The sequence below is a fragment of the Schinkia acidoalkalinis genome, assembly GCF_054301215.1.
Window position 1 is genome coordinate 222,338 of sequence record NZ_CP182573.1, and the last position, 23,897, is coordinate 246,234.

The 23,897-nt window shown below is 37.4% G+C and carries 22 protein-coding genes and 1 riboswitch; of the genes, 3 read left to right on the forward strand and 19 right to left on the reverse strand.

Going from position 1 to position 23,897, the window contains the following annotated elements; translation table 11 throughout:
• Positions 1–192: 192 nt before the first annotated feature.
• Complete coding sequence (locus ACNQFZ_RS01080) at positions 193–975, reverse strand: dioxygenase family protein (RefSeq protein ID WP_458413521.1); 783 nt, start codon at positions 973–975, stop codon at positions 193–195.
• 22 nt (positions 976–997) lie between these two features.
• Entirely contained in the window at positions 998–1,642 is a 645-nt protein-coding gene (locus ACNQFZ_RS01085; RefSeq protein ID WP_458413522.1) for an alpha/beta hydrolase, read from the reverse strand.
• Between the two features lie 141 nt (positions 1,643–1,783).
• Here ACNQFZ_RS01085 and ACNQFZ_RS01090 point away from each other — a divergent pair, with 141 nt between their 5' ends.
• Complete coding sequence (locus ACNQFZ_RS01090) at positions 1,784–2,317, forward strand: helix-turn-helix domain-containing protein (RefSeq protein WP_458413523.1); 534 nt, start codon at positions 1,784–1,786, stop codon at positions 2,315–2,317.
• Positions 2,318–2,365: 48 nt separating this feature from the next.
• Here the strand turns inward: ACNQFZ_RS01090 and thiW are convergent, their stop codons facing one another.
• From thiW to ACNQFZ_RS01130, 8 genes are all read right to left on the reverse strand, one after another.
• Entirely contained in the window at positions 2,366–2,878 is a 513-nt protein-coding gene (gene thiW, locus ACNQFZ_RS01095) for an energy coupling factor transporter S component ThiW (protein ID WP_458413524.1), read from the reverse strand.
• A 34-nt stretch (positions 2,879–2,912) separates the two neighbouring features.
• The gene (thiM, locus tag ACNQFZ_RS01100; protein WP_458413525.1) at positions 2,913–3,719 is read right to left on the reverse strand and encodes a hydroxyethylthiazole kinase; all 807 of its coding nucleotides are present in this window, start codon (positions 3,717–3,719) and stop codon (positions 2,913–2,915) included.
• Between the two features lie 83 nt (positions 3,720–3,802).
• Positions 3,803–3,910: riboswitch (TPP riboswitch) on the reverse strand.
• A gap of 118 nt (positions 3,911–4,028) precedes the next feature.
• Positions 4,029–5,909 carry a molecular chaperone HtpG gene (gene htpG / locus ACNQFZ_RS01105; protein ID WP_458413526.1) on the reverse strand — a complete coding sequence of 627 codons (1,881 nt, stop codon included), beginning with the start codon at positions 5,907–5,909 and terminating at the stop codon, positions 4,029–4,031.
• A 101-nt stretch (positions 5,910–6,010) separates the two neighbouring features.
• The gene (gene shc, locus ACNQFZ_RS01110; RefSeq protein ID WP_458413527.1) at positions 6,011–7,942 is read right to left on the reverse strand and encodes a squalene--hopene cyclase; all 1,932 of its coding nucleotides are present in this window, start codon (positions 7,940–7,942) and stop codon (positions 6,011–6,013) included.
• 259 nt (positions 7,943–8,201) lie between these two features.
• Positions 8,202–9,779 carry a response regulator gene (locus ACNQFZ_RS01115; protein WP_458413528.1) on the reverse strand — a complete coding sequence of 526 codons (1,578 nt, stop codon included), beginning with the start codon at positions 9,777–9,779 and terminating at the stop codon, positions 8,202–8,204.
• Positions 9,780–9,818: 39 nt separating this feature from the next.
• Positions 9,819–10,691: a CheR family methyltransferase gene (locus tag ACNQFZ_RS01120; RefSeq protein ID WP_458413529.1), complete on the reverse strand. Its 873-nt coding sequence runs from the start codon at positions 10,689–10,691 to the stop codon at positions 9,819–9,821.
• A 1-nt stretch (position 10,692) separates the two neighbouring features.
• Positions 10,693–13,452 (reverse strand): response regulator, encoded by a 2,760-nt coding sequence (locus tag ACNQFZ_RS01125; protein ID WP_458413530.1) that lies wholly within the window; start codon positions 13,450–13,452, stop codon positions 10,693–10,695.
• A 213-nt stretch (positions 13,453–13,665) separates the two neighbouring features.
• Positions 13,666–13,905 carry a hypothetical protein gene (locus ACNQFZ_RS01130; protein WP_458413531.1) on the reverse strand — a complete coding sequence of 80 codons (240 nt, stop codon included), beginning with the start codon at positions 13,903–13,905 and terminating at the stop codon, positions 13,666–13,668.
• A gap of 196 nt (positions 13,906–14,101) precedes the next feature.
• Between ACNQFZ_RS01130 and ACNQFZ_RS01135 the strand changes: the two genes are divergently transcribed.
• The gene (locus tag ACNQFZ_RS01135) at positions 14,102–14,251 is read left to right on the forward strand and encodes a hypothetical protein (RefSeq protein ID WP_458413532.1); all 150 of its coding nucleotides are present in this window, start codon (positions 14,102–14,104) and stop codon (positions 14,249–14,251) included.
• Positions 14,252–14,344: 93 nt separating this feature from the next.
• On the opposite strand, the gene ACNQFZ_RS01140 is transcribed toward ACNQFZ_RS01135, so the two are convergent.
• From ACNQFZ_RS01140 to ybaK, 7 genes are all read right to left on the reverse strand, one after another.
• Positions 14,345–14,755 (reverse strand): DUF6306 domain-containing protein, encoded by a 411-nt coding sequence (locus tag ACNQFZ_RS01140; RefSeq protein WP_458413533.1) that lies wholly within the window; start codon positions 14,753–14,755, stop codon positions 14,345–14,347.
• Positions 14,756–14,883: 128 nt separating this feature from the next.
• The gene (locus ACNQFZ_RS01145; RefSeq protein ID WP_458413534.1) at positions 14,884–15,519 is read right to left on the reverse strand and encodes an FMN-dependent NADH-azoreductase; all 636 of its coding nucleotides are present in this window, start codon (positions 15,517–15,519) and stop codon (positions 14,884–14,886) included.
• Positions 15,520–15,612: 93 nt separating this feature from the next.
• Positions 15,613–16,737 (reverse strand): GerAB/ArcD/ProY family transporter, encoded by a 1,125-nt coding sequence (locus ACNQFZ_RS01150; protein WP_458413535.1) that lies wholly within the window; start codon positions 16,735–16,737, stop codon positions 15,613–15,615.
• A 30-nt stretch (positions 16,738–16,767) separates the two neighbouring features.
• The gene (locus ACNQFZ_RS01155; RefSeq protein ID WP_458413536.1) at positions 16,768–16,980 is read right to left on the reverse strand and encodes a hypothetical protein; all 213 of its coding nucleotides are present in this window, start codon (positions 16,978–16,980) and stop codon (positions 16,768–16,770) included.
• 6 nt (positions 16,981–16,986) lie between these two features.
• Entirely contained in the window at positions 16,987–18,192 is a 1,206-nt protein-coding gene (locus ACNQFZ_RS01160; protein WP_458413537.1) for a Ger(x)C family spore germination protein, read from the reverse strand.
• A gap of 6 nt (positions 18,193–18,198) precedes the next feature.
• On the reverse strand, positions 18,199–19,809 hold the full coding sequence (locus ACNQFZ_RS01165; protein ID WP_458413538.1) for a spore germination protein: 1,611 nt from the start codon (positions 19,807–19,809) through the stop codon (positions 18,199–18,201).
• A gap of 136 nt (positions 19,810–19,945) precedes the next feature.
• Positions 19,946–20,422, reverse strand: a complete 477-nt coding sequence (gene ybaK, locus ACNQFZ_RS01170) for a Cys-tRNA(Pro) deacylase (protein WP_458413539.1) — start codon at positions 20,420–20,422, stop codon at positions 19,946–19,948.
• Between the two features lie 181 nt (positions 20,423–20,603).
• Between ybaK and ACNQFZ_RS01175 the strand changes: the two genes are divergently transcribed.
• The gene (locus tag ACNQFZ_RS01175; RefSeq protein WP_458413540.1) at positions 20,604–21,857 is read left to right on the forward strand and encodes an ATP-binding protein; all 1,254 of its coding nucleotides are present in this window, start codon (positions 20,604–20,606) and stop codon (positions 21,855–21,857) included.
• 46 nt (positions 21,858–21,903) lie between these two features.
• Here ACNQFZ_RS01175 and ACNQFZ_RS01180 read toward each other — a convergent pair whose 3' ends face one another.
• Together ACNQFZ_RS01180 and bioA are read right to left on the reverse strand one after the other, a co-directional pair.
• Complete coding sequence (locus ACNQFZ_RS01180) at positions 21,904–22,482, reverse strand: GNAT family N-acetyltransferase (RefSeq protein WP_458413541.1); 579 nt, start codon at positions 22,480–22,482, stop codon at positions 21,904–21,906.
• 48 nt (positions 22,483–22,530) lie between these two features.
• A complete protein-coding gene (gene bioA, locus ACNQFZ_RS01185) occupies positions 22,531–23,892 on the reverse strand; it encodes an adenosylmethionine--8-amino-7-oxononanoate transaminase (RefSeq protein ID WP_458413542.1) in 1,362 nt (453 codons plus the stop codon).
• Between the last annotated feature and the right edge of the window lie 5 nt (positions 23,893–23,897).

Consider the following 23,897-nt stretch of genomic DNA (forward strand, 5'->3'; position numbering starts at 1 on the left):
ATTCTGCATGAGCTTACTATAACATCCATTTTTCTATTAAACTAATTGGTATTTTTAATATGCATATTGAAAATTTCTATAAGAGGAAAAAAATATAAAAAGAGGCTGACCCATAATAAAGAGTTCAGCCTCGTTGTACTGCTAATATATCGTTTTTGTTTTTTGTCCTTGGTAAAAGTCTATGCTCGGCTTTTAGCCAAATTGCCAAACACTGTGACTGAGGTTTCCATATTGGTAACTGCGGTGAAGTAATTTTGCCTTTTTCTCGTTGTCAGCGACCCCCATTGCATAAAAAATAGGGATAAAATGCTCATTCCCATGGGGCGGCACAGCGAGCTCGGCATTTGGAGCTAACCTTTCATATTGAAATAGTGAGTCAAGATCCCACTTATTTATACAATCAGCAATCCAATTATCAAAATCAACAGCCCATTGGTCGGCATTACCGAATGGTTGTCGCCATTTTACTGCACGTAGATTATGAACAGTACCCCCACTTCCAATTATCAAAATATCCTTGTCTCTTAATTTTGATAGCGATTGACCAATTTTGTATTGCTCTTTCGGCGAGAGGTTTGGGTTGACTGACATCGAAATGACTGGAATATCCGCATTTGGATAAAGCATTCTCAGCACCACCCAAGCCCCATGGTCTAGGCCGCGCGTTTCATCTATTCTGAAGGAAATCCCCTGCTCCTTGAATAATTCAACTACTTCAACGGCAATCTCCCTATTTCCTTTCGCTGGATATGCGATTTGAAACATTTCTTCAGGAAATCCATAAAAATCATGAATTGTTTCGTAATTTTCAACACTACCTACTTTTTGGGTAGGTGACAACCAGTGCGCTGAAAATAAGATAATGGCTTTTGGTTTTGGGCTGGAATGTCCCAAAGTTGATAAAAACTGTGTATACTCATTGTCCTCAATTGCTAATGTTGGTGATCCGTGTGCTATGAATAATGATGGCATCATGTTGATTTCCCCCTTTAAATGTTTACTTTTGCAAATCATTTAGTATCCATGTTACAAAATCTTCGTGGTTTTGCATTGAGACGGTATGTCCCTCCTGATAAGACTTGAGGGTTACGTCTGCACCTAACTCTTTAAAGAATTCACTACTCTTGACACCCCACTCGTATGGCAGAACGTTGTCAAATTGGCCATGAGAAATAAATACAGAAAGCTGAGTTACTGGCATAATGTTGTATTCTTCTTTTACAAATTTAGGAATATAGCCACTAAGGGCAACAATTCCCTTTAGCTTATTCCCCAATACGAGACCAAGTGTCTTTGCAAGAATGGCTCCTTGGCTAAATCCAAGTAAATACAAGTGATTGTTGTCTACATTATAGTTTTCAGTTGCATAATCAATAAAGTTTATTATGTTATCAATGCCTTGATCAAATACATCCCGGTGTGGTTTTCCGTATGCTTCTATTGTAAAAAATGAATAGCCTGGTGGTTGCGGCAAGTGCCCGCGAATACTAAAAATATAAAACTTATCTTCTAACTCGGCTGTTAATGACAGCATATTTTTTTCATTACTGCCAATCCCATGCATCATAAATATAGCTGGGTATTTTTTATTTTGATCGTAATTTTTAGGGCGACGAAGTTCATATATCATTGGCGCGCTCATTTTCTTCATCCTTTTACATTAGTTTTTTAATATGAACATTTGTTGTTTATAAGATAACAAGTTTGGGTATAGATTGTCAACGGCATTTTTGCTAATATATAAATAAGTTCTATATTAGTAAACACAATAGGCGGTGTTTTAATGGATATCGGGTCAAAGATACGAGCGATAAGAAATAGAAAAAAAATTACAATTGCAGAAATGTGTGAATTTACCGGACTTTCAAAAGGGTTTATTAGCAATGTTGAAAATAACAATACTTCTCCTTCAATCAATACGCTGCAAACGATTGCGAACTTTTTAGATGTGCCATTACCCTATTTATTACTGGAAAAAGAACAACATATGGAAGTGGTTAAAAAAGATTCGCGGACCTATTCATCCCACAATCAATTAAAAATTGAACATCTCTCGTCAAAAGGTGGCTTGCGAATGATGGTTGTAGATTTTCCTCCGGGGACTTCAATCGGTGAGCCAAATGTACATGAGGGAATTGAATGCCATTTAGTGCTTGAGGGAAAAATTCTAGCAGTACAAGGGGAGGATTCTTTCACTCTTGAAGAAGGAGACTCCTTTAGTTGGAATGCCTGTGTACCACATTTCGTAAAAAACATTGGCGATGGAAAAGCTGTCATCATGATTGCTGTCTATTCCGATACAGAGCATTTTAGCTAAAAAAATAGAGTTTGGCATAGTGCCAAGCTCTATTTTTTCATGACTATTCTATTTCCCACTAAAGTTATTTTGCTGAAACGTTTTAAAGGCTGAATTTTTAAGTACGATGCTTAAAATAATAATGCCAAATATAGCACCTGCGAGTGAACTTGCCAAAAAGGCTGGTACAAATCCGAATAAGGCCACGTCCTGCCCGAAAATAAGTTTTGCGATTGGATAGCAGACAATCGCGCCTAAAATTCCAGTCCCAACAACTTCACCAACAAAAGCAAAAGTTAATTTTTTTGACTTTTTATATAAATAAGCAGCTAGAAAAGCGCCAATCATGCTGCCCGGAAAAGCAAATGGTGAACCGGTTCCCATCATATTTCTAATTAATGATACTGAAAAGGCCTGCATCACTGCATACCCTGGTCCTAAAAGTACAGCTGACAATACATTGATAAAATGCTGCATTGGAAATACTTTTGTAAATCCGAGTGGAATATAGAACAAGTGGCTTGTTAGTGTACCAATTGCAACAAGCATGGCCGTCATCGTCATCTTCATTGTTTTACCCATATGTCATCCCCCTTGTTTGTATTATAAAAATCCTCTATATTTTCTCAATTAAACCATATTGTTCAATTTGAGTAGGATTTATCAAAGATAATTGATTAATAAACTCGACTTGGAAGCTACCTGGTCCAAGTTCAGCTGTTTTTCCCGCTGCGATTTCTGCTGCAATGCCATAGGTCGTAAGTGCAGCTGCTGCAGCCTTTAGACAGTCTCTTTCCACTGCACCGAAGGCACCAATAACTGCGGACAACAAGCAGCCTGTTCCCGTCACCTTTGTTAAGAGCGGATGTCCATTCTGACCAAGAAAAGTAGTTGTTCCATCAGTAATAATGTCTTCTTTACCAGTAACGACAATAGTAGCCTTGAGCTTTTCGGCTGCAAAAATAGCTAGATCAACCACATTCCCAGCGGTGTCACCGGCCTCTACGCCCCTTATCTCCCATTTTCGTCCAATAAGATTAGCAATCTCTGCAGCATTACCCCTAATGAAATCCACAGTAATTTTTTGGAGAAGTTGTTGTGCAGACTCCGTTCTAAATCGTGTTGCCCCAACACCAACAGGGTCTAAAACTACGGGAATACCGTACTCGTTTGCAGTTTTCCCTGAAATGTGCATTGCCTCTAGTTGAATCCTGCTTAGTGTTCCCATATTTAACACAAGAGCATTGGCAGCTTTGGTCATATCCGCCACTTCTTCTGGTGAAGAGGCCATAACAGGTTTCGCACCGAGCGCCAATAAACCATTCGCTGTGAAATTAGCCACCACAATATTTGTAATATTATGTATAAGCGGTTTTTCTTCTCTGACTCTATCAAGCAATAAGCTTACTTCCGTTTTATCCATCTAATTCTCTCCGTTAAATGTTTTCTTACAATAAAAAAACCAGACCCCGCAACAGGATCCAGCTTCATCTCCAACAAGAAAAGTATGTAAAGTTCCTACTTTCCTACGCCGGTATTATCCGGATCAGGTCCAAGGGTTGAAAACAGCAGCGTTTCTCTCAGCCCGATACTCAGGCACCCCTAGTAGTGTTGCAAAATTCTTTTAACTAATCATAATACTACTACAGAAAAATGTAAAGCATAAGAAAACAGCCTGAAAATCTATCACTAGATTCGGGCTGTTTTCCACAAAGTTTTTTTAAATAATATTTCACACCATAACCTTACAAATATCATTTGTAAACTCGAAAGGGTCATTGATTGGCAATCCTTCTATAAGAAGCGCTTGGTTATACAATAGATTTGTATATAAAGCAACCTTCTCTTTATCTTGTTCAAATGCATTTTTTAATGATGTAAAAACATTATGGTGCACATTGATTTCTAGAACCTTGTCTACTTTAATATTTTGGTTGTTAGGCATCATACTTAAGATCTTTTCCATTTCAATCGTTACTTCACCATCAGTAGACAAGCAAACAGGGTGTGTTTTTAATCGTTTAGAGACCCGGACGTCCTTAACTTTACCCGCTAAAATTTCTTTCATATAATCAAATAGTTCATTGTTTTCAGTTGCCTCTGATGCCTCATCTGCTTGATTTTCATCTGGCTCAATTCCTAAGTCACCGCTGGAAACGGATTTAAATTCTTTTTCTTTATAGGTCATCAGCATTTTAATCGCAAATTCATCGATTTCATCGGTGAAATATAAAATTTCATAACCCTTTTCTGCTACTAATTCTGTTTGTGGAAGTTTTTCCAACCGTTCAACCGATTCACCGGAAGCATAATAAATATACTTTTGATCTTCAGGCATTCTTAACACATATTCATCCAGCGTTACAAGCTTCTTCTCTTTTGAAGAGTAGAACATCAATAAATCCTGCAGGTCTTCTTTATGTGTTCCAAAGTCAGTGTATACCCCGTATTTCAACTGACGGCCAAAGGAATTATAAAACTCCTCATATTTTTCACGATCATTTTTTAATAAGCTTTGCAGCTCGCCCTTAATTTTCTTATTAATATTTTTGGCAATCAGTTTTAATTGACGGTTATGCTGCAGCATTTCTCTTGAAATATTCAGCGACAAATCCTCTGAGTCTACTAAGCCTTTGACGAAGCTGAAATAATCCGGTAAGAGGTCTCCGCATTTTTCCATAATTAAGACGCCATTGGAATATAACTCGAGCCCTTTTTCAAATTCCTTTGAATAATAGTCAAACGGAGTTTTTTCCGGGATAAATAAAATTGCATTATACCTTACAGCGCCATCAACACTAGTATGGATATATTTAATAGGTTTATCATAGCCATAATGTTTTTCAGCGTAAAAATTCTCGTAATCCTCAGGCTTTAACTCACTTTTATTTTTTCTCCAAATAGGCACCATGCTATTAATAATCTGTTCTTCTGTAAAATCCTCAAATTCGTTGTCATTGCCCTCTTTAGGCCTGCTGCTGGTTATATTCATCTTGATTGGGTAGCGAATAAAGTCAGAGTATTTTTTGATAATAGATTTCAAGCGGTACTGATCCAAATACTCATCATATGTTTCATCTTCTGTATTCTCTTTTATTTTTAAAATAATCTCAGTACCAACAGAATCCTTATCTACCGGCTCGATGGTATAACCGTCCGCCCCCTCAGATTCCCATTTATAAGCCTGGTCGCTGCCTAATGCTTTACTAATCACAGTAACAACATCCGCTACCATAAAAGCAGAATAAAATCCCACACCAAACTGGCCAATAATGTCATAGCCATCCTTTACCTCATTTTCAGTTTTAAAGGCTAAAGAGCCGCTCTTAGCGATTGTACCAAGGTTATTTTCCAAGTCTTCCTTTGTCATCCCAATCCCTGTATCGCTAATGATCAATTGCCGATTTTCTTTATCAGCTGTTACCTTTATGTAGTAGCTGTCTTTGTCAAATGTTAATGTGTCGTCAGTTAATGCCTTATAATAAATTTTATCAATGGCATCACTTGCATTGGAAATTAATTCCCTTAAAAACACCTCGTGATGCGTATAAATAGAGTTAATCATCATTTCTAAAAGTCTTTTTGACTCAGCTTTAAATTGTTGTTTTGTCATACTTTCCTCCCCTTTCATTTCAAAAGCATGTCCTTCAATTCATGTTGGACAGCAACAGATTAGCACTCTGCCCAATCGAGTGCTAATCTATATTTTAAATATCATATTATTTTATTATTGTCAACATTATGGGTGGATTTCCCACCTGGATATTTCTTTTGATAATGTGCCAACGCCAACATCGGGAAAATATAGCGGTAGCTGTGGTAACGAATATAAAAGTCCCCTGCCATCCCCTGGCCCTTGGGGTAGTCTGTTGTCCAATCCTCCTTTTCTAAATGTTCCAATAAAAATTTGATACCTTTATTGATTGCTTTTGTCGGCTTTTCACTAGCGGCTATCAGAGCATCTACTGCCCAGGCAGTATGTTCCAGTGTACTCGCTTGTAGCGGCACATACGTTTCATTTTGGTCGCTTTTGCATGATTCACCCCAACCGCCGTCATCATTTTGTATTTCTTGCAGCCATGTTACAGCTTTGGCGATAGCGGGATGACTCGAGGAAACACCAACTGCTCGTAAGCCAGTAACCGCTCCCCAAGTGCCATAGACATAACAAATGCCCCAGCGGCCATACCATGATCCATTTATTTTCTGGCTTTTAAATAGCCTCTTCACGGCCCTTTTAACGGAAGGATGATTTTTCAAAAGATTAGTAAATGACCCTAAAAACTCCAATGTTCTACCGGTTAAATCGGCTGAGGGTGGATCGGCTAGGAGATACTTCGCTTTATCTATCGGGAAAAATTGCAGCATTTTACTATTTGTGTTTTTTTCAAATGCCGGCCAACCGCCATTATCATTTTGCATCGATAATAACCACAGAATGCCTCGCTCCCACGACTGGCGGAAGTTCCAGTTATTATGGACTTTGTGGGCAATCGCCCTTAAGGATGCAGTTGTATCATCGACATCGGGGTGAATCGTATTCATATCGGCGAATCCCCAGCCACCTGGAAAAGCATATGGATTATGGACAATCCAGTCACCATACTTGTAGTGCTGCCGGCTCAATAAATAATAATTTGCTTTTTCAACCGTTGGGTCTAACGGGGATACTCCTGCTTCCTGTAATGCATAACTAAGTAAAGCCGTGTTCCACACATCGGCCGTTGTGTATTGCATATGTGTCTGCCCATTAATTTCACATTCCATCGACTTTAAACCTTTAACGGCTTTAACAATAATGGGGTGGGATTTTGAATAACCTAGTGATAATAATGCGAAGATCATTAAGAAGGTGGCACTGAAATAATTGAAGAAAGTACCATCTGGTTCGATGCGGGCAAGCATGTATTTCTTCGTCTCTTCCGTTGCCATTTTATGAATATCTCCAGGTAATCCAATCAAACTTTTAATTCCTTGAAGAATAACAGAATGCAAGGAACGCCATTCTTCTGAAGCAATATCGCCAAATGATTCGGATTCGTCTTCATTACCGTCCCTGGTCAATAAATCTGATAGATCAGGAGTTTTTTCCAATTTTACACTAAACTTCCTATCAGCGAGTATCAAAATCGGCGCTATATTTGCCCTGCCAAACTCTGAAAAACTATAAAAATTAATTGGAAAAGAAGGAGGAAGCAAAATCATCTCAATCGGCAGAGAAAAAAATGACGGCCACTTGGAAGCCCCCGTAAGTGCTAACATCACTTTCGTGAATATATGCGGCTTTGTTAAGCCCCCTTTAGAAAGAACAAATTGCCTCGCCAGTCTTAATCGTGGATCTAATTTGCTATAATAGCCCGAAAATAAAAGGGCATAGTAGGCCTCCAATGTAGCAGACAAATTGCCTTCAGGCTCATCATAATAAAGCTTCCATGCCCCATTTTTCTCTTGCTTCCCTAAAATTCGCTCTGTCAGCCGCTTAATCAAATTTTCATCATCAATTTCAAGAATCCTTAATAAAATGATCATATAGCAGTCTGTGCTTATTCCGATTTCAAATGGATAATCCCATGACCCGTCCGGGGATTGATCATACTTAACTTTATCAATAAGCTTATTCAATCCATTTGTTATATGTCCATTCAATTTGCCTCATTCCTCCCCTATAAAATTTCTTTCTAACAAATACATATTCGCTGACAACGAAGAGCATTCGTATGAGGAGGGAATCAATCTAATGTGGAAATTCATTAAGAATATATCAATCTTCGATTCTCTGTCAAAAATAATATTTCAATGTGGGGCATATGAATTCGTTTATAGGCTATATTGTATTTCTAACGATTAAATAAAGAAAAAACAACGTCTTTCAGAAAGGAAGCGTTGCTTTTTTATACCCTACATATTAAATTACTTTAAAATTGATTGAAAAGGTTGTACCATCATCGCCTGTTTCGATACAGATGTCAGCATTGTGGCGTGCTGCCACACTGTAACAAACGGCTAACCCGAGTCCTGTTCCGGTGTCTTTTGTTGTAAAGAATGGTGTACCAATCTTTTCTAGTGTATCGCGGTCAATACCGCAACCTTCGTCAATAATTTTAAGAATGACAACATTGTCAACACTTACTGTTTGAATCGTCAAAGTACCGCCATTAGACATCGCCTCAAGACCATTGAGGGCAATATTTAATATCAATTGCCGTATTTCCTTTTCGTCCAATTGCAGAGGCGCGCAATCACTTAAATCAAGGGAGATATTTTTATTGGACAAAACAGCTTCTGCCTGAATAAGTGGGTAAAGTGCATTTATAATATCATTCAAGTTTTGCAGCTTTCGATCCGATGTTTTGTTTTTCGCAAGCGTTAAAAACTCTTTGATAATTTCGTTCGCCCGATTTAACTCGGTCAACATTAAATCAATGTATTCAAGCTGGATGTCTTGCTTTGATTTTGCAAGTTGCAAAAAGCCACTTACCGTCGTCATCGGATTTCTAACTTCATGAGCAATCCCCGCGGCCATTTCCCCGATTAAGTTGAGACGATCCAATCGGGTCAACTCTTTTTCTAACTGTTCTCTTTCCGTTATATCGGTAATCACACTAATAATACACTCTTCCCCTTGGATTACAGCAGCTTCCGTTGATAGAAGTCCAATCCGTTCCTCTCCATCCTGCGTGATATAACGAATTCTTTCATTTCGGATTGATTTTTGCAAATCAATATCCTTCGGGGCATCTGGGTTATCAGGAGTAATCTGTAAAACATCCATTTCTTTTCCAATTATCTCCTCATAAAGATAACCTGTATAAAATAACCAGCTTGCATTCGCATCAATATAACGGCCGTTTTCAAGTGAGCGAATTGCAATTAAGCTTGGGCTTGATGCAAAAATTTTCTGGAATCGTTCCTGAGATTGGCGCAGATCATGATTGATATGTACCAATTCTTCTGTTTTTTCCCTAACCGTTTTTTCAAGATTTAGATTATGCTGTAAAAGCTTTTTCTCCGCTTTCCCCAATTTCTCATTAAGACTTTCCAGCTCAGTTGAGCGTTTAAATAATAATTGCTTTTGCTCATTGATTTGTTCTTGATACTCATAAAGCTTCACAAATGCCGTAACTTTGCTTTTAAGAATTTCAGGAACAAACGGTTTGAAAATATAGTCAACGGCCCCAACTGCATAGCCTTGATTAACATTTTCAGCAGCTTGACTAATAGCTGTTATAAAGATAATCGGAGTATGCCGTGAACTTTTCCTTTGGCGGATGAGTTTGGCTGTATCAAATCCATTTAATCCCGGCATTTGCACATCCAATAAAATGACCGCAAAATCTTGCTTTAAAACATGTTTTAACGCTTCTTCCCCACTAAGTGCTTTTATTAAATTATAAGAGGGTGAAGCAAGTACAGCTTCTAACGTCAATAGATTCTCTGGGCGGTCATCAACTAATAAAATATTTATTTTTCTATTATTATCCATTTCAAATAACTCCTATTGTATCTAGTAATCTACTATGAATTACTTGATCTTTTTATATATTTTTTCAGTCGTATTGACCTCCGCATACTTGTCCCAAAGGTTAGTATAAGTGATGACCTCTTTATTTCCCAAAGCAAGGAAGCCGTCTAAACCAAGGCTATCGTAAAATAACTTTTGTACGCGATTTTGCAATTTTTGATTAAAATAAATCAGGACATTTCTACATAGAATCATATGAAATTCATTAAAAGAATGGTCAGTTGCTAAATTATGATGTGCAAAAATGATATTTTCCTTTAGAAAAGGGTCAAAGGTGACCACATCATTACTAGCAGTGTAATACTCCGAAAATTCTTTTGTCCCGCCAGCTTGATGATAATTTCTCGTATACACTTGCATCCGATTAATTGGAAACTGACCCTTTTGAGCTTTGTCCAAAATACTTTCATTCATATCAGTAGCATAGATTTTCGCTTTATGATACAGCCCTAGCTCATGGAGCATGATAGCCATTGAATAAACTTCCTCACCTGACGAACAACCTGCATGCCAAATGCGGATGAGTGGATAGTTTTTAAAAACCGGTAAAATATCTGTACGCAAATATTTAAAAAAGCTTGGATCTCGAAACATTTCCGTTACATTAATAGAAAAATCACTTAATAATTTTCCTACTAGCTGTTCATCCCGCAAAACTCTTTCCTGTAAAGCGGAGATCGTCGTTAATCTTTCAATGCCCATCCGATGGATGATTCTTCGTTTAATAGAGGAATATGCATAGTCTCTAAAATCAAACCCATAATAACGGTAGATTCCTTCAAGCAGCAAAGCTATTTCCGTTTTCTCTAATTCATTACTTTCATCTTCATACAAATCAAGACTCTCAAAATATTGCGTTTCTATTTTAACCACCTCATCGATATAACCACACACGGATTAATGAAAGTAATTGATCTAAATTAACGGGCTTACTAATATAGTCGGATGCACCGGCATCAAGGCATTTTTCTCTATCATTTTTCATCGCTTTTGCCGTAAGAGCAATAATCGGTAGGTCTTGGAAACGATCCATTTTTCTAATCTCTTGGATAGCCTCATACCCGTTCATAACTGGCATCATAATATCCATTAATACAAGATCAATGTCTGACTGTGTTTGCAAGATTTCAATCGCTTCCTTACCATTTTCAGCAAATTCAACAATCATTTTGTTCGTTTCAAGTGCAGTGGTTAACGAAAAGATATTCCGCATGTCATCATCAACAAGAAGCACTTTCTTACCTGCTAGTAATTCCTTAATGTTTTTGAGCTCCGATGACTGACTTTTCTTATTTTCTAGGCCAGAAACTTTCTCCTCCAATCTCTCTTCTAATTTTTCTTCTATTAATTGTGCAGCTTCTATAACAGTTGCAGCAACTTCTTTTCTACCTAATTCATTATTTAAGTGAAGATCATATTCCGGTAGATATAAAGTAAATGTACTTCCATTACCTAGAGAACTTTCCACTTCAATATAACCACCGAGTAAATGTGCCAATTCTTTGCTGATTGAAAGACCTAGACCAGTACCTCCGTATTTTCTACTTGTCGTTCCATCAGCTTGATTGAAGGCTTCAAAAATAAATTGTTGCTTGTCTTTCGCTATGCCTATTCCCGTATCAGTGACAGAAATTGCAACCATGGACTTATAATCTTTTGTGAATGGCTCTCGCTGTTTACATAATTTAAAATCAATAACTACTTTCCCTCTTTGCGTAAATTTAAAGGCATTTGATAATAAATTTTTCAAAATTTGTTTTAGTCTTTGATTATCCGTAATAAATACATATGGAAGATTCTCATCAATCACAATCTCAAAATCTAGATTTTTCTGTTTTGCAATCGGTCTAAACTGATGCTCGACAAAATATTTAATATCTGTAAACAGAACTTCCTCAGGTAAAACAGCCATTTTACCAGATTCAATTTTTGATAAATCAAGGATGTCATTAATTAAATCCAACAGGTCTTTTCCTGAAGAATGGATGGTACTAGCGTATTCAACTTGTTTATTTGATAAATTGTTATCATTGTTATCTGCCAAAAGCTGTGACAAAATCAACATACTATTCAGAGGTGTACGAAGCTCATGGGACATATTTGCTAAAAATTCCGACTTATATTTGGAGCTTAATTCGACGTGACGATTTTTTTCTTCAAGATCAATTTTTATCTGTTCAAGCTCTTTTGTCTTTTCTTCAGAATTTTTATATTGTTCTTCCAGTTGTTCATTAATCATTCTTAATTCTTCTTGTTGCTGTTGCAACTCCTCTGATTGACTTTGTAATTCTTCTGTAAGAGTCTGTGATTCCACCAACAGCTTTTCAATTTTCATATGACCAAGTATGCTATGGAGGCTAACGCCAACTGTTTGCACGACTAAATCAAGCAACCGCAATTGATTCTCGTCAAAAGGAGTAAACGACCCTAGTTCAAAAACGGCAATTACTTTATCTTCGTATGAAATTGGCAGAACATAAAGATGCTTCGGTGAGCTTTGTCCAAGGCCGGATTTAATCTTTATATAATTGTCCGGTAATGTGTCCAGTAAAATTCTCTTGTTTTCAAGGGCAACTTGACCAACTAAACCTTGCCCTAAATAAAAGACCTTTGTAGATTCCTCTAAAGACTCATCAGCATAGGCAGCAATTTTATAGAACTTTTCCTCATTTTCACTCTTTACATAAAAGGCGCCAAAGCTTGCTTCCGTAATTGGCGTTATTTTAGAAATGAACAAGCGGGCAAAAGCTTGAACATCCTGTATTCCTTGGTACATCGTGGTTAATTGGATAAATTGGGTTTTAATCCAATCTTCAAATTGCATTTTTTCTTTCAATTCATTTTCTTGTTCCATATGATTTTCTAGTGATTCTGCCATTCCATTATAAGCAATGGCAATTTCACCAATTTCATCATTTGAAATTTTTTCAATACGTGGCAGCTTATTTGAATCTAGATTCGCTACACTTGAAATAACGGAATTAACACCATTGATTCTAGATATAATGCTTTTTACTGTCCATAAAGTGATTAGAATTACAATTAATAGTCCTGCAGCAGCGAGATAAATAAACCCTTGTAGAGTGGATTCATACAAATTTCGTGATTTGGCCACTGCTTCATCCATTGCTTTTTCTTCAATAGCCGTTAATTGAGCAATCGTTGTGATAAGGCCCTCCCGAACTTCTTTCTTATCAACAATCAACACTTGGGTTGCAGCTGCTTTATCCCCTACCTTTAGCAGTTCGTTTATTTTTATATAGCCTTGTTCATACTCTTGATTTAAGATATCAAGTTTTGCTATCAATTTTTTTGCTTCGCCGTTTTCTTTCTCATATTCTTTTAGTGAAACAACTGCATCCGATGTATTTTTTCTTGAAACGAGGATGGCGTTTTCTTCTTCTTTTGTAAATGTATTCTCGTTTTTTAGAATAACATCCCGCACCATCCGTGCTGTGTTATTGATTTCAAATTGGAAAATATTCACCAAACGTACTTTTTGATAATGGTCATTTACGATCTGCTTAATATTTTGATTTTGTTCTTGAATGACATGTAAACCATAAACAGCAATAATGATCATAATCACAATTACCGAGCCAAAACCAAGATATAGTTTTCGTTTAAAATTCATATTATCATCCTATCCTTTAAAATTACTGTACCATTATTTTCTGCATTTTGAAAATTTTTTAAATAATTCCGTCAATATAGTACTACATTTTGTCATTAAATTCCACATAATTATACTTTTTCGTATAAAATGGTTGATTTTCCTTCTTTTTCTTACAAAATTAACAAAATAAAAAGAGAGCACACCAAGTTGCTCCCTTTCTTATTTATTTTCTTACCACCAAGGATTACGTCTTCTCGTCTGATTCTGATTTTCCTGAGCCCCTGCTACATTTTCTTCATTGTGTTCTAATTCTGGAGCCCCACCAGCCATACCTGCAGCGCCAACATTGCCGCCATCTCGGCGATGACGTCTCTTGTCATTCGACTCGATAACAATCACCTCATCAGCATTAATGATTACTCGATCTGCATTAATAATGGCCTGCTTTCTTCTATTATTATTTTCAGACATTTGCTTTCCTCCTTTCTCTGATAATTTACAATATGATGTTTTTTCATTAGTGACTGGTCATTTGCTCTAGATTTTTGTTTTTTTATCACAATTTTCAAAACCTCTATTGATACGACAAAACTAGTCAAAGGAATCGACAAGACAAGTTTAGAATAGTATTAAAAGTGAATTAATTTAAAAAGGGGATGTAGAATACATGAGGTCAACTAGAAGAACTCAATGGAAAATTCATTGGAAAAAGTACAAGCACTTATATAAAGGAAATCGTATGGAACGGAGAAACAAATGGCGTTGTAAATGGGACGACCAGTACAACCTTCTTGCAACACAAAAAGTGGAAGGCTAAGAGCACTATAGACGTCCTTAAACTGATAAAAAAAGCCAAATCTTGACCCAGACTATGGGGCATCGTTTGGCTTGTTATATTTTTTACCATTATTTATTTATTTTCGTTTAAATACTTCTCCATGTCAGCAATATTCTCATGGTGTTTATTTTTCATTTCTGTTAAAAATGTACGTGTGTCATCCTGAATATCATAGGTTAAAGCAACATCTATTTTTCGTGCTACCCATCCTTGGCCTCGATTGAGAAGGCTCAATTTATCCTCAAGTGTATCCTGACTCATAACTTTTTCGGCAAAATCGCCAGTTTCCTTGCTTGGTATGCCGCCTTCACGAACAATAGCATCATGTAAACCAGCACAGCTCCATGCTTCATCGGCCATTACATGTTTAAAGCGTCCCTCTAATTGTTCAGAACTATAATTTTTTAACAAATAGTCCAGTGTTTTTACCCCTGCTCGCTCTGCTTCAAGGAGCGAATTTAAAAGATTAAACAGTTCTCCCATTTCCCCACAAACCTTTCTTTATTTTTATATAACATTATTACCATAACATATATAGTGTTAAAATATTATGATTTTTTTCACTATAGAAGAAAAGAGCCAACAAAGTTTGTTGACTCCATGGGAAATGATTAAAAGGTATGTGCGAAATCTTTCGCGCGGGCAACCGCATTTTCTTTAATTTCCTGCGCTTTATCGGGTAACGCATTTTGTCCCTCAATAAATATCCCTTCAAACGAAGGTACACCAAAAAATTGCATAATCGCGTTTAAAAACCGATGGCCCATTTCCATTTCAGCTACCGGTCCTTCCGAATAAATACCTCCGCGAGCCTGGATGTGCAGTGCCTTTTTGTCCGTTAATAAACCAACAGAGCCTTGTTCAGTGTATTTAAACGTTTTTCCGGCCACCGCTACTGCATCAATATAAGCCTTCATAACCGGAGGAAATGAGAAATTCCACATCGGTGTTACAAAAATATATTTATCCCCTGAAATAAATTGATCTGACAACTCATTCATTCTACCCACTTTTGCTTTTTCATCTGCAGATAATTGCTCGAAGCTCGATCCTGACCGTAGCTTTCCCCAACCACTAAACACATCCACATCTATTTGCGGGATATCTTCTTTGTATAAATCGATATGAATAATCTCATGGTCAGGATTTACTTGCTTGTATGTGTCTATGAATGCTTTTCCTACTGCCATACTGTAGGATTGTGTATCATCATGAGGATGTGCCGTAATGTATAATACTTTAGTCATAATTTTATTCCTTTCTATTTAACATATGTTATTTTTCAAAAGTAAATGGTAAAAGATTCACCACCCTTTTATAATATAAATACAGAATTTATTTTAACCTTCAGCGCCTTGACTATGCTTCTTTACCTGAAGTCGGTTTTTAATTTTATCAACGATCAAAGTTAATAATGGGATAAAGAAGCCCATGACCATCGAATAAGGTGTCCAATATTTACTATCCCAGTAAGTCATATAGGAAACATTGGGGTAAGCTACTGTGGAAAATATGATTGTTAAAAGGCCCATTGGGACAACGAGAAAGTGGTAACTTTTCACACCCAAAATCTCTGCCATACCAACCACACATCCATAAAAATAAACGGCTGTTTTAAAAAAGATGCTAAGTACCCACATACCAGCCATGACCGCTTCTATTCTTTCAATAATGTCAAAAACGCTAACAGAACGGGCCAGTACATAACTCGGAAACATTTGTCTTGCCGTAGCTGCAGGACCGAAAATCAAAATACACAAAAGGACTAGAACCCCAACAACGAAACTGCCAAATATGGTACCAGTGATGAAATTCCATTTCGTCTTATCGGGGCGATTGATGGCTCCAGGATAAAACATTAGAAATATAACTAAAGGAAAACCAGCAAAGGCTAAAAAATTTAATACTGCAGACAGATGATCGCCAAAACTCGCTTCATATAATGGACTGATTCGGTCAATATCGATTTGCGGAAGTAAAAAAATCACTAAAGAAACAAAAAGAAATAAAAACCATGGCAGGAGAAGCTCCCCTGCTCTAGCCAAGACTTCAATACCAGCCCGTACAACAATAATCACAAGAATGGCAAGCATGATATTGAGAATTTCAATGGGAGTATCCACTAACATTTGGCTCGTAACAAAATTGCTGAATTGAAACAGAAGGCTGCAGGCGCCAATAAAACCGAAATAGACATAGGAAAAGCCGATAATTTTTCCAATTATTTTTCCATAAACTCTTTCCAAATAGTGGACATACGTCTCTCTTTTCATCATCTTCCCACAAATAACATATAAATAGGTTAAGAGCCCACAGAGAATAATAGCAATAAGAGAGGAGAGCCAAGCGTCTTGGCTAGCTTTTTCGGTCATCACGGCTGGAATGGCCAGAATAGTAGTCCCAATTGTGAAAAATAATGTTAAAATGCTTAACTCAAAAGGGCTGATTCTACCTTTTTCTAACAAATGAATGCTCCTCTCTTTCGATGAAAAATTTCATGTTAGGAATGGTTTGAAAATAAGCGTAATCAAATCTAACGGACTCGGTAACGGAACATTTGTGAGTTTTAGGACCGTAATAGTAGCAACAAACAACATTAAAATTGAAAAAATCCAAATTTCTCGAATCAGCTTGTCCTTTTTCAACTGTGGGACATGGAACCAAGCAATGGCCATATAAATCAGAATCGCTCCTAAGCTTTTCCACATAGGAAACTACTCCTCCCTTAAATCATTATGAAAAGGATTTGTAATTGTGCCAAATCGGCGAATTTTGATATTGGAGTTGACGTATACATTCACATCAGGAAAAATATCAAACCATTCCGATTTAACTTTGGCCCATACTTCTGGATTTTCTTTGTGGATCCATTCCCCAAAGCCAAAAATATCGCTGTTAAAATCCTGTTGGACCTTTTCAACAGTAGCCATGATTACGTCTTTAATATCCTTATTAATTTTTGATTCAATTTCACCTATGACAGAAGGATTCATTATATCTAACTCCGTGTTTACGTCCCCAATATTGCCCTCTCCGTTCACTTTGACTTCTATGCTGATATCATTATTTTTTATATGCGGGATGATTTCTGTTTTTTCGCGTATTAATTCTACACCCACTTTGCCGTCATTCATATCAACGACAGTGACCGTATTCAAAACTTTGTCTCTTATATAGTTTAAGCCTTTACTTTCATCTTCGTTCAACCACCCGACTAATTTATTTTTTCGAAAAGCTGCCATCCCTCGGTAAGAATATATGGCATCTGGTGAAATCGTTTCGACATTTTTGATAGTAAGCCCTTTTTGTGGGTCCCCTTTAATCGTAATGCCAGTTAAGATAGGCTGGATTCCTTCACTGACGATGTCCTCCATTAAATCAGTCAGTCTTATTTTTTCTGTTGCTGCCCAAACCTCTGCCGATTTTTCCAAACTTGAAAACAACTTATTGGCAGGGATTTTTTCAATGCTTGTTAGAATTTTGAGCGTCTCTTCAGCTGTCCGCTCTTTTGCGACAATAATATAAAAATCAGTTCTTAATTCATGATTTCTCGATAAAAAATCAAGGACATCATAAATTCCCTCCTGCGCTACTTTTTCACCAATTACAATCATCCTTAGTTGTGAAAGATACACCTGTCGAGGTATTTCTGTTGATAACTTTCTAAGTGCTTCAAATAAAATTTCTCCACTTGTTGTGTAGGTAGTCACAGGTGTATCGTAGCCCCCCGTTTTTTGTGAGGCTGCAGTTTCTCCCGGATTAATGATTTGCACGGATACAATGAATTCTTCTTTTTCATTCTTATCAATTCCTAATGCTACTGCTATTGCCAAATCTGTAAGCTCGCGGCGGCTCCAACAACCCGTGAGTGGAAATAACAACAGTGAAATAATCATGACTATCTTTATGAATTTTTTCATCCCATCTCACTCATTTCGCGATTCCGGCTTCGGGGTTGGATTATTTTGTTCCCTTATTATATTCGTCTGATTAATTAAACGCGGACGAGAGAACATCCCCCACCAAGGAATTCGGAAAAATACATCTTTTTGATCTTGCAAAATAAATGGAGCCATCGGTGTACTATAAGGAATCCCAAAAGACCTAAGCGTACTAACATGAATACATAAAAGAATTAAGCCGAACATAATTCCGATTAATCCAAATAAAGCTGCAAGGGTCATCATCCCAAACCGAAGCATTCGCACAGTTGTTGCCAAATTGATTGCCGGAAAGCAAAAGTTAGCAATCGCGGTAATAGATACAACAATTACCATCGCCGATGAAACAAGTCCGGCTTCAACGGCGGCTTGTCCCAATACTAAGGCGCCGACAATACTCATTGCTTGACCAACTGCCCGGGGCATACGTACACCCGCTTCCCGTAAAATCTCAAAGCAAATCTCCATCATCAACGCCTCCACAAAGGCAGGAAAAGGCACTCCTTCCCGTTGTGCCGCCAGGCCAATTAATAATGTGGCCGGAAGCATCTCCTGATGGTACGTTAAGACAGCGATATAAAGTGAAGGAGCAATTAACGCTAGGAAAAAACAAAAAAATCGCAAAACCCGCAGTAATGTTGCGATGTCAGCACGAATATAATAATCTTCGCTAGCCTGGAAAAACTCAACAATAAGGCTCGGTACGACCATCGCAAACGGCGTTCCGTCCACTAAGATGGCCACCCGGCCTTCAAGCAGTTTCCCAGCCACTGCATCCGGTCTTTCCGTATTAAAAATCGTCGGAAATGGTGAAAAGGTCTCATCCTGAATGAGCTCTTCGACATATCCGCTTTCCAAAATTGCATCAATGTTAATTCGGTCTAAACGCTGATGGACTTCCTTCACAACATCTTCATTCGCAATTCCTTTTATATAAGCGACAATCACTTTTGTCTTCGAGACTCTGCCAATTTCTTTTGCTTCCATCCATAGTTGTGCACTTTTAATTCTTCTCCGTAATAAAGATGTATTGACTCCTAACACTTCTGAAAAGCCTTCACGTGGTCCTTTTATAAGGGTTGCTGATTGTGGTTCTTCGATGCTACGCTTTTCGAAACCGGGAATATTCACGGTGAGCGCTTGTGTTTCTTGGTCGATTAATAACCCAGCATAACCCGAAAGAACATTTGTTATCAATGTAGGAAAATCAGCAGCTTCAGAAACCCCGGCAACGTTCACTGCCTTGTCCTTTAAAATGGTAAGAAGTGAATGATTTTTTTGTTGGCGCAATGTAATTTCGGTTTCGTCAAGTTTATAGAGTAGGGAATCGATAAGCTCCTGAAGAGCAATGGTATCAGTTAGGTTATCCGTGTAGACGATACAAACGTTGATTTTATTTTTCTGCCCGATTTCAATATTTCGGAATACAATATCCGCGCTATAACCAACCATCTTTTTTATACATTGAATATTATCTTGTAACGATGAAGTAAGTTTTTGATTTTCCTGGCTAGAGGAAGTTAATTGTCCCTCGTTTTTGTTATTTGTTTTCCGAAAAATATCGTTCAAAGTTCTTCGTATTAATCTTCCCGCCATTTCAACCCTCACCTCATTTCACATTTCTATTCTTTTCAATTTTTCTCTATTTATGTAAAAAAAGGATATGGTATTCTTCAGACGATTATTGCGCATAAAAAAATGAGCCCTAACTAGGCTCATTGGATCATGTTGTTTATTTTATAATATCGGCAAAGTTTGCCTGTACGGACTTAGCTAAATCCTCAGGTCTAATTTCAATCTGAAGGCCAATTTGCCCGCCACTGACAATTATTGTTTCAAGTGACTGTGCGGCTTCATGAATATTGGTAGGAAATAATTTTTTCATACCAACTGGTGAACAGCCACCACGTATATACCCTGATACTTTTGTTATCTCTTTAACCGGTATCATTTCAATTTTCTTTTCACTTACTACTTTGGCTGCTTTCTTTAAATCAAGCTCGTCCTCAACCGGAATCACAAATACATAGTACGCTTTACTTGCCCCTTGTGTAATCAGCGTTTTATAAACGATACCGGGCGCTCGACCAATTTTCTCAGCTACCGATACCCCGTCAATTTTCCCATCATCCGTGCTGTATGACATCATTTGATAATCAATTTTTTCCTTATCTAATATGCGCATCGCGTTTGTCTTTATTTTTTTCATTGATATTCCCCCGTTACATATGTACTATGACCTTTATTTTACCATGGATATTTATCCACAACTCTGTGATAATAATCACAGAATCTTATTATCACAATTTGTATAATTGTTGTATCGTATTATGTGTATTTTTTGTGTATTTTTATAGAATGTTTTGTGAACATTTCAAAGGAGTGGTCAAATGAGCTACGAATTAGAGAGGCTCCTTGTCAACGTATTGTTCATGCTACTGCCAATCTTTGTTTTCCAAATGTTTTGGCTTGATAAAGATCGGGTTGATGCTAATTTAAAAAACACTGGTTTTGTCTTTATGCTATCGATATCCATTATTGTTTGCATGAGTTTTCCAATCGAATTTTTCCCAGGGTTTCATTTCGACTTGCGACAAGTATTACTCATAATAGGTGCTTTATATGGTGGTTATTTTTTCAGCACGTGGCTGTTCATGACGATACTGGCCTACCGTTTCATTATCGGCGGAGATGGTGTTTTCATCAGCTTCGTCGTGATTACAATACTTTCATTATGCGTGCCATTACTAATTGATTTTTATTCTAAAATTAAATTATATCAAAAAGTCATTCTCGCTGTAATAGTAGCTGAAACTTCAGCTTTTTTTACAATCTTTTTGACCCATTTTTATTCACAAACACCATTTCATTTTCAAACAATTTCAATTGGTTTTTTTGTGATTCAAGGACTAGCAATGGGGCTCGTTGTTTATTTAGTAGAAACAATGAAGTACAATGCCCAAATGCGGAAAGAATTGATTAAAGCGGAAAAAATGAGCATTTTAACACAAATTTCCGCCAGTATTTCTCATGAAGTAAAAAATCCAATCACAATTACCCAAGGATTTGTGGAAGCATTAGAAGATGAGGATTCCAAGGAAAGACGAAAGGAATATGTCGGTTATATATTAGAAGAACTACGGCGTGCTCAAAACATCATCTATGAGTTCCTAGCCCTAACGAAGCCGGAACTTGATAGTATGACAAGCATTAACGTAACAAAAGAACTGACGTATTCAGTCAACCTGATGAAGCCTTTTGCTAAATCCCATAAAGTAAAAATTGAAGTAGATGACCTTGAAGAGCAATGTATGATTTTAGGGGATCGTCAGAAAATTCGCCAATGCTTTATTAACTTAATCAAAAACTCAATCGAAGCAATGCAAAATGGCGGCGAACTTCGAATCAATGCTTCACGAAATAGCAATCGAATTTGCATCGATATCATTGATAACGGGATTGGCATGACGCCAAATGAAGTCAGCAAACTGGGGACTCCTTACTTTACTACAAAAGAAGAAGGTACAGGTCTTGGGATGATGATTGTATTCAATATTATAAAAACAATGAAGGGCGAAATAAAAGTCGAGAGTGAAAAAGGAAAAGGAACAAGATTTATGCTTACCTTCCCTCTTACTTCTTAATAATATGAAAGAAGCCGATGATTCCATTCTGTGGAATCATCGGCTTTTATTTTAGTTTTTTAGTTGAACCTTGAAAACATTTTCGGTGAAAATTACTCAAATGTTTGAATAGCTCCCTACCATCACTGCTAATTTTTGAATTAGGAGTCAGTTTTTGATACATCGCCTGATAAGGCTCCGGCACCACCTTATAGTCGTGAACATAATCGGTAGTCTTAAAACCGCATTTTTCCCAGAATCTAAGACGCTGATGATGGAATGGGTCATCGCTTACTTCAATTTCCAAAATCATACTGTCACAGCCCATTTCAGTTTGCGCCCAGTTTTTTAGATAATTGACAAAAAGCACGCCAATCCCTTTGTTGCGATATGTATTTTTCACGGCCAAATAATCAATGACTAAGGAATGAATGGAACTTAGCTTTCCGGTGAGAGCCATTCCAATTGCAATGGAATTCCCTTCCCATTCTTCAAATACAACATGAAGAGAACACAGCCCTTTGGCAAACATATTTCGGATAATAGCGGCGCTTTTCGGGTGATGCTTCCCAAATGCTTCTTCATAAATACCATTCGCCTTGCTCCATAATTCCTCATCCCAAACATCCGTTGTCTGAAACCTCATCTTTGTCCATTACCCCTGCTTTCAGATGGATTAAGTATATTGGTTATTTTACCGTTTTAGAGTGCTTTGTGCAAAGAATTGGTCAATGCTTGCAAAACAGGTGTCCACCATAAATTTAATTTCCTCTTTATTAATAACAAAAGGAGGAATGAAATACAGGATATTACCTAATGGTCTTAAGAGGAGCCCTTTGTTAAGTGCAATTTTATATATTTCATAGCCTACTCTCATCTCTGCTGGAAAGCTTTCTTTTGTAGCTTTATCTTTTACAAGTTCGATGGCGGTAATCATGCCTATGCTTCTAACTTCGCCAATATATTTTGATTCTTTGGCCTTTTCAAGCGTAAGCTGTTTAATCAACTCGCCCTTCCATTTATTGTTTTCAATAATATGCTCTTCTTCAAATATCTTTAAGTTTTCCACTGCAATTGCGCAGGCCATGGCATTCCCGGTATAGGTATGGCTATGCAAAAATGCTCTATGCTCCTCATAATCGCCGTAAAAACAATCATAAACATCATCCGTCGTAAGGACCGCTGACATCGGCATGTAGCCGGCGGTGATACCTTTGGATAGACACATAAAATCAGGGCTAATACCTGCATGGTTGCTCGCGAACATTTCTCCTGTCCTACCAAAGCCTACTGCAATTTCATCGACAATAAAATGAATATCATATTGATCACAAAGCTCGCGCAGCTTCTTCATATAAAGCGGCGAATAGATTTTCATCCCTGCCGACCCTTGCACCATCGGCTCAATGATCACCGCGCTAATTTCCTCATGACTTTCACGGATACACTTCTCCATATTTTCGAAACACTCCGCTTGACAGCTTTCACGCTGCAGCCTAAATGGACATCGATAACAATCCGGCCCCTCCACTCGTAACGTATCTAAAAGGAGGGGTTTGTAAATTTTATTATATTGGTCTAAATCACAAACAGAAAGTGCCCCAAGAGTTTCGCCATGATAGGCATCACTTAGCGCGACAAATCTTCGTTTCTTTGTCTTTCCCTTTAAAGCGTGATAATGAAAGCTCATTTTTAATGCAATTTCCACGGCGGCCGAGCCATTATCGGAATAAAATACCTTCGAAAGTGTGCTAGGCGTTATTTTGACAAGTTGTTCAGCTAGTTCAATCGCTGGCTTATTAGAAAAATTGGCAAAAATCACATGTTCGATGCTGTCTACTTGCCTTTTTAACGCTTCATTGATCCGCTTATTGCTATGACCCAATGTATTGGTCCACCATGATGAAATGCAATCCAAATATTTATTGCCATCAATATCATAGAGCCATACTCCTTCCCCTCTTTCAATGACAATTGGGGGCAGCTCTTCATAATCTTTCATCTGAGAGCATGGGTGCCATATATATTGTAGATCCTTTTCAACATATTGATTCAATTCTT

Coding starts and splice junctions, on each gene's coding strand:
- thiW (WP_458413524.1), bottom strand. CDS start 2,878: ATGGGTAAAACAATGAAGATGACGATGACGGCCATGCTTGTTGCAATT.
- ACNQFZ_RS01085 (WP_458413522.1), bottom strand. CDS start 1,642: ATGAGCGCGCCAATGATATATGAACTTCGTCGCCCTAAAAATTACGAT.
- ACNQFZ_RS01140 (WP_458413533.1), bottom strand. CDS start 14,755: ATGGGAGAACTGTTTAATCTTTTAAATTCGCTCCTTGAAGCAGAGCGA.
- htpG (WP_458413526.1), bottom strand. CDS start 5,909: ATGACAAAACAACAATTTAAAGCTGAGTCAAAAAGACTTTTAGAAATG.
- ACNQFZ_RS01130 (WP_458413531.1), bottom strand. CDS start 13,905: ATGTCTGAAAATAATAATAGAAGAAAGCAGGCCATTATTAATGCAGAT.
- ACNQFZ_RS01165 (WP_458413538.1), bottom strand. CDS start 19,809: ATGGCGGGAAGATTAATACGAAGAACTTTGAACGATATTTTTCGGAAA.
- ACNQFZ_RS01125 (WP_458413530.1), bottom strand. CDS start 13,452: ATGAATTTTAAACGAAAACTATATCTTGGTTTTGGCTCGGTAATTGTG.
- ACNQFZ_RS01175 (WP_458413540.1), top strand. CDS start 20,604: ATGAGCTACGAATTAGAGAGGCTCCTTGTCAACGTATTGTTCATGCTA.
- ACNQFZ_RS01115 (WP_458413528.1), bottom strand. CDS start 9,779: ATGGATAATAATAGAAAAATAAATATTTTATTAGTTGATGACCGCCCA.
- ACNQFZ_RS01090 (WP_458413523.1), top strand. CDS start 1,784: ATGGATATCGGGTCAAAGATACGAGCGATAAGAAATAGAAAAAAAATT.
- ACNQFZ_RS01145 (WP_458413534.1), bottom strand. CDS start 15,519: ATGACTAAAGTATTATACATTACGGCACATCCTCATGATGATACACAA.
- ACNQFZ_RS01160 (WP_458413537.1), bottom strand. CDS start 18,192: ATGAAAAAATTCATAAAGATAGTCATGATTATTTCACTGTTGTTATTT.
- ACNQFZ_RS01180 (WP_458413541.1), bottom strand. CDS start 22,482: ATGAGGTTTCAGACAACGGATGTTTGGGATGAGGAATTATGGAGCAAG.
- ybaK (WP_458413539.1), bottom strand. CDS start 20,422: ATGAAAAAAATAAAGACAAACGCGATGCGCATATTAGATAAGGAAAAA.
- ACNQFZ_RS01135 (WP_458413532.1), top strand. CDS start 14,102: ATGAGGTCAACTAGAAGAACTCAATGGAAAATTCATTGGAAAAAGTAC.
- thiM (WP_458413525.1), bottom strand. CDS start 3,719: ATGGATAAAACGGAAGTAAGCTTATTGCTTGATAGAGTCAGAGAAGAA.
- ACNQFZ_RS01155 (WP_458413536.1), bottom strand. CDS start 16,980: ATGTGGAAAAGCTTAGGAGCGATTCTGATTTATATGGCCATTGCTTGG.
- ACNQFZ_RS01080 (WP_458413521.1), bottom strand. CDS start 975: ATGATGCCATCATTATTCATAGCACACGGATCACCAACATTAGCAATT.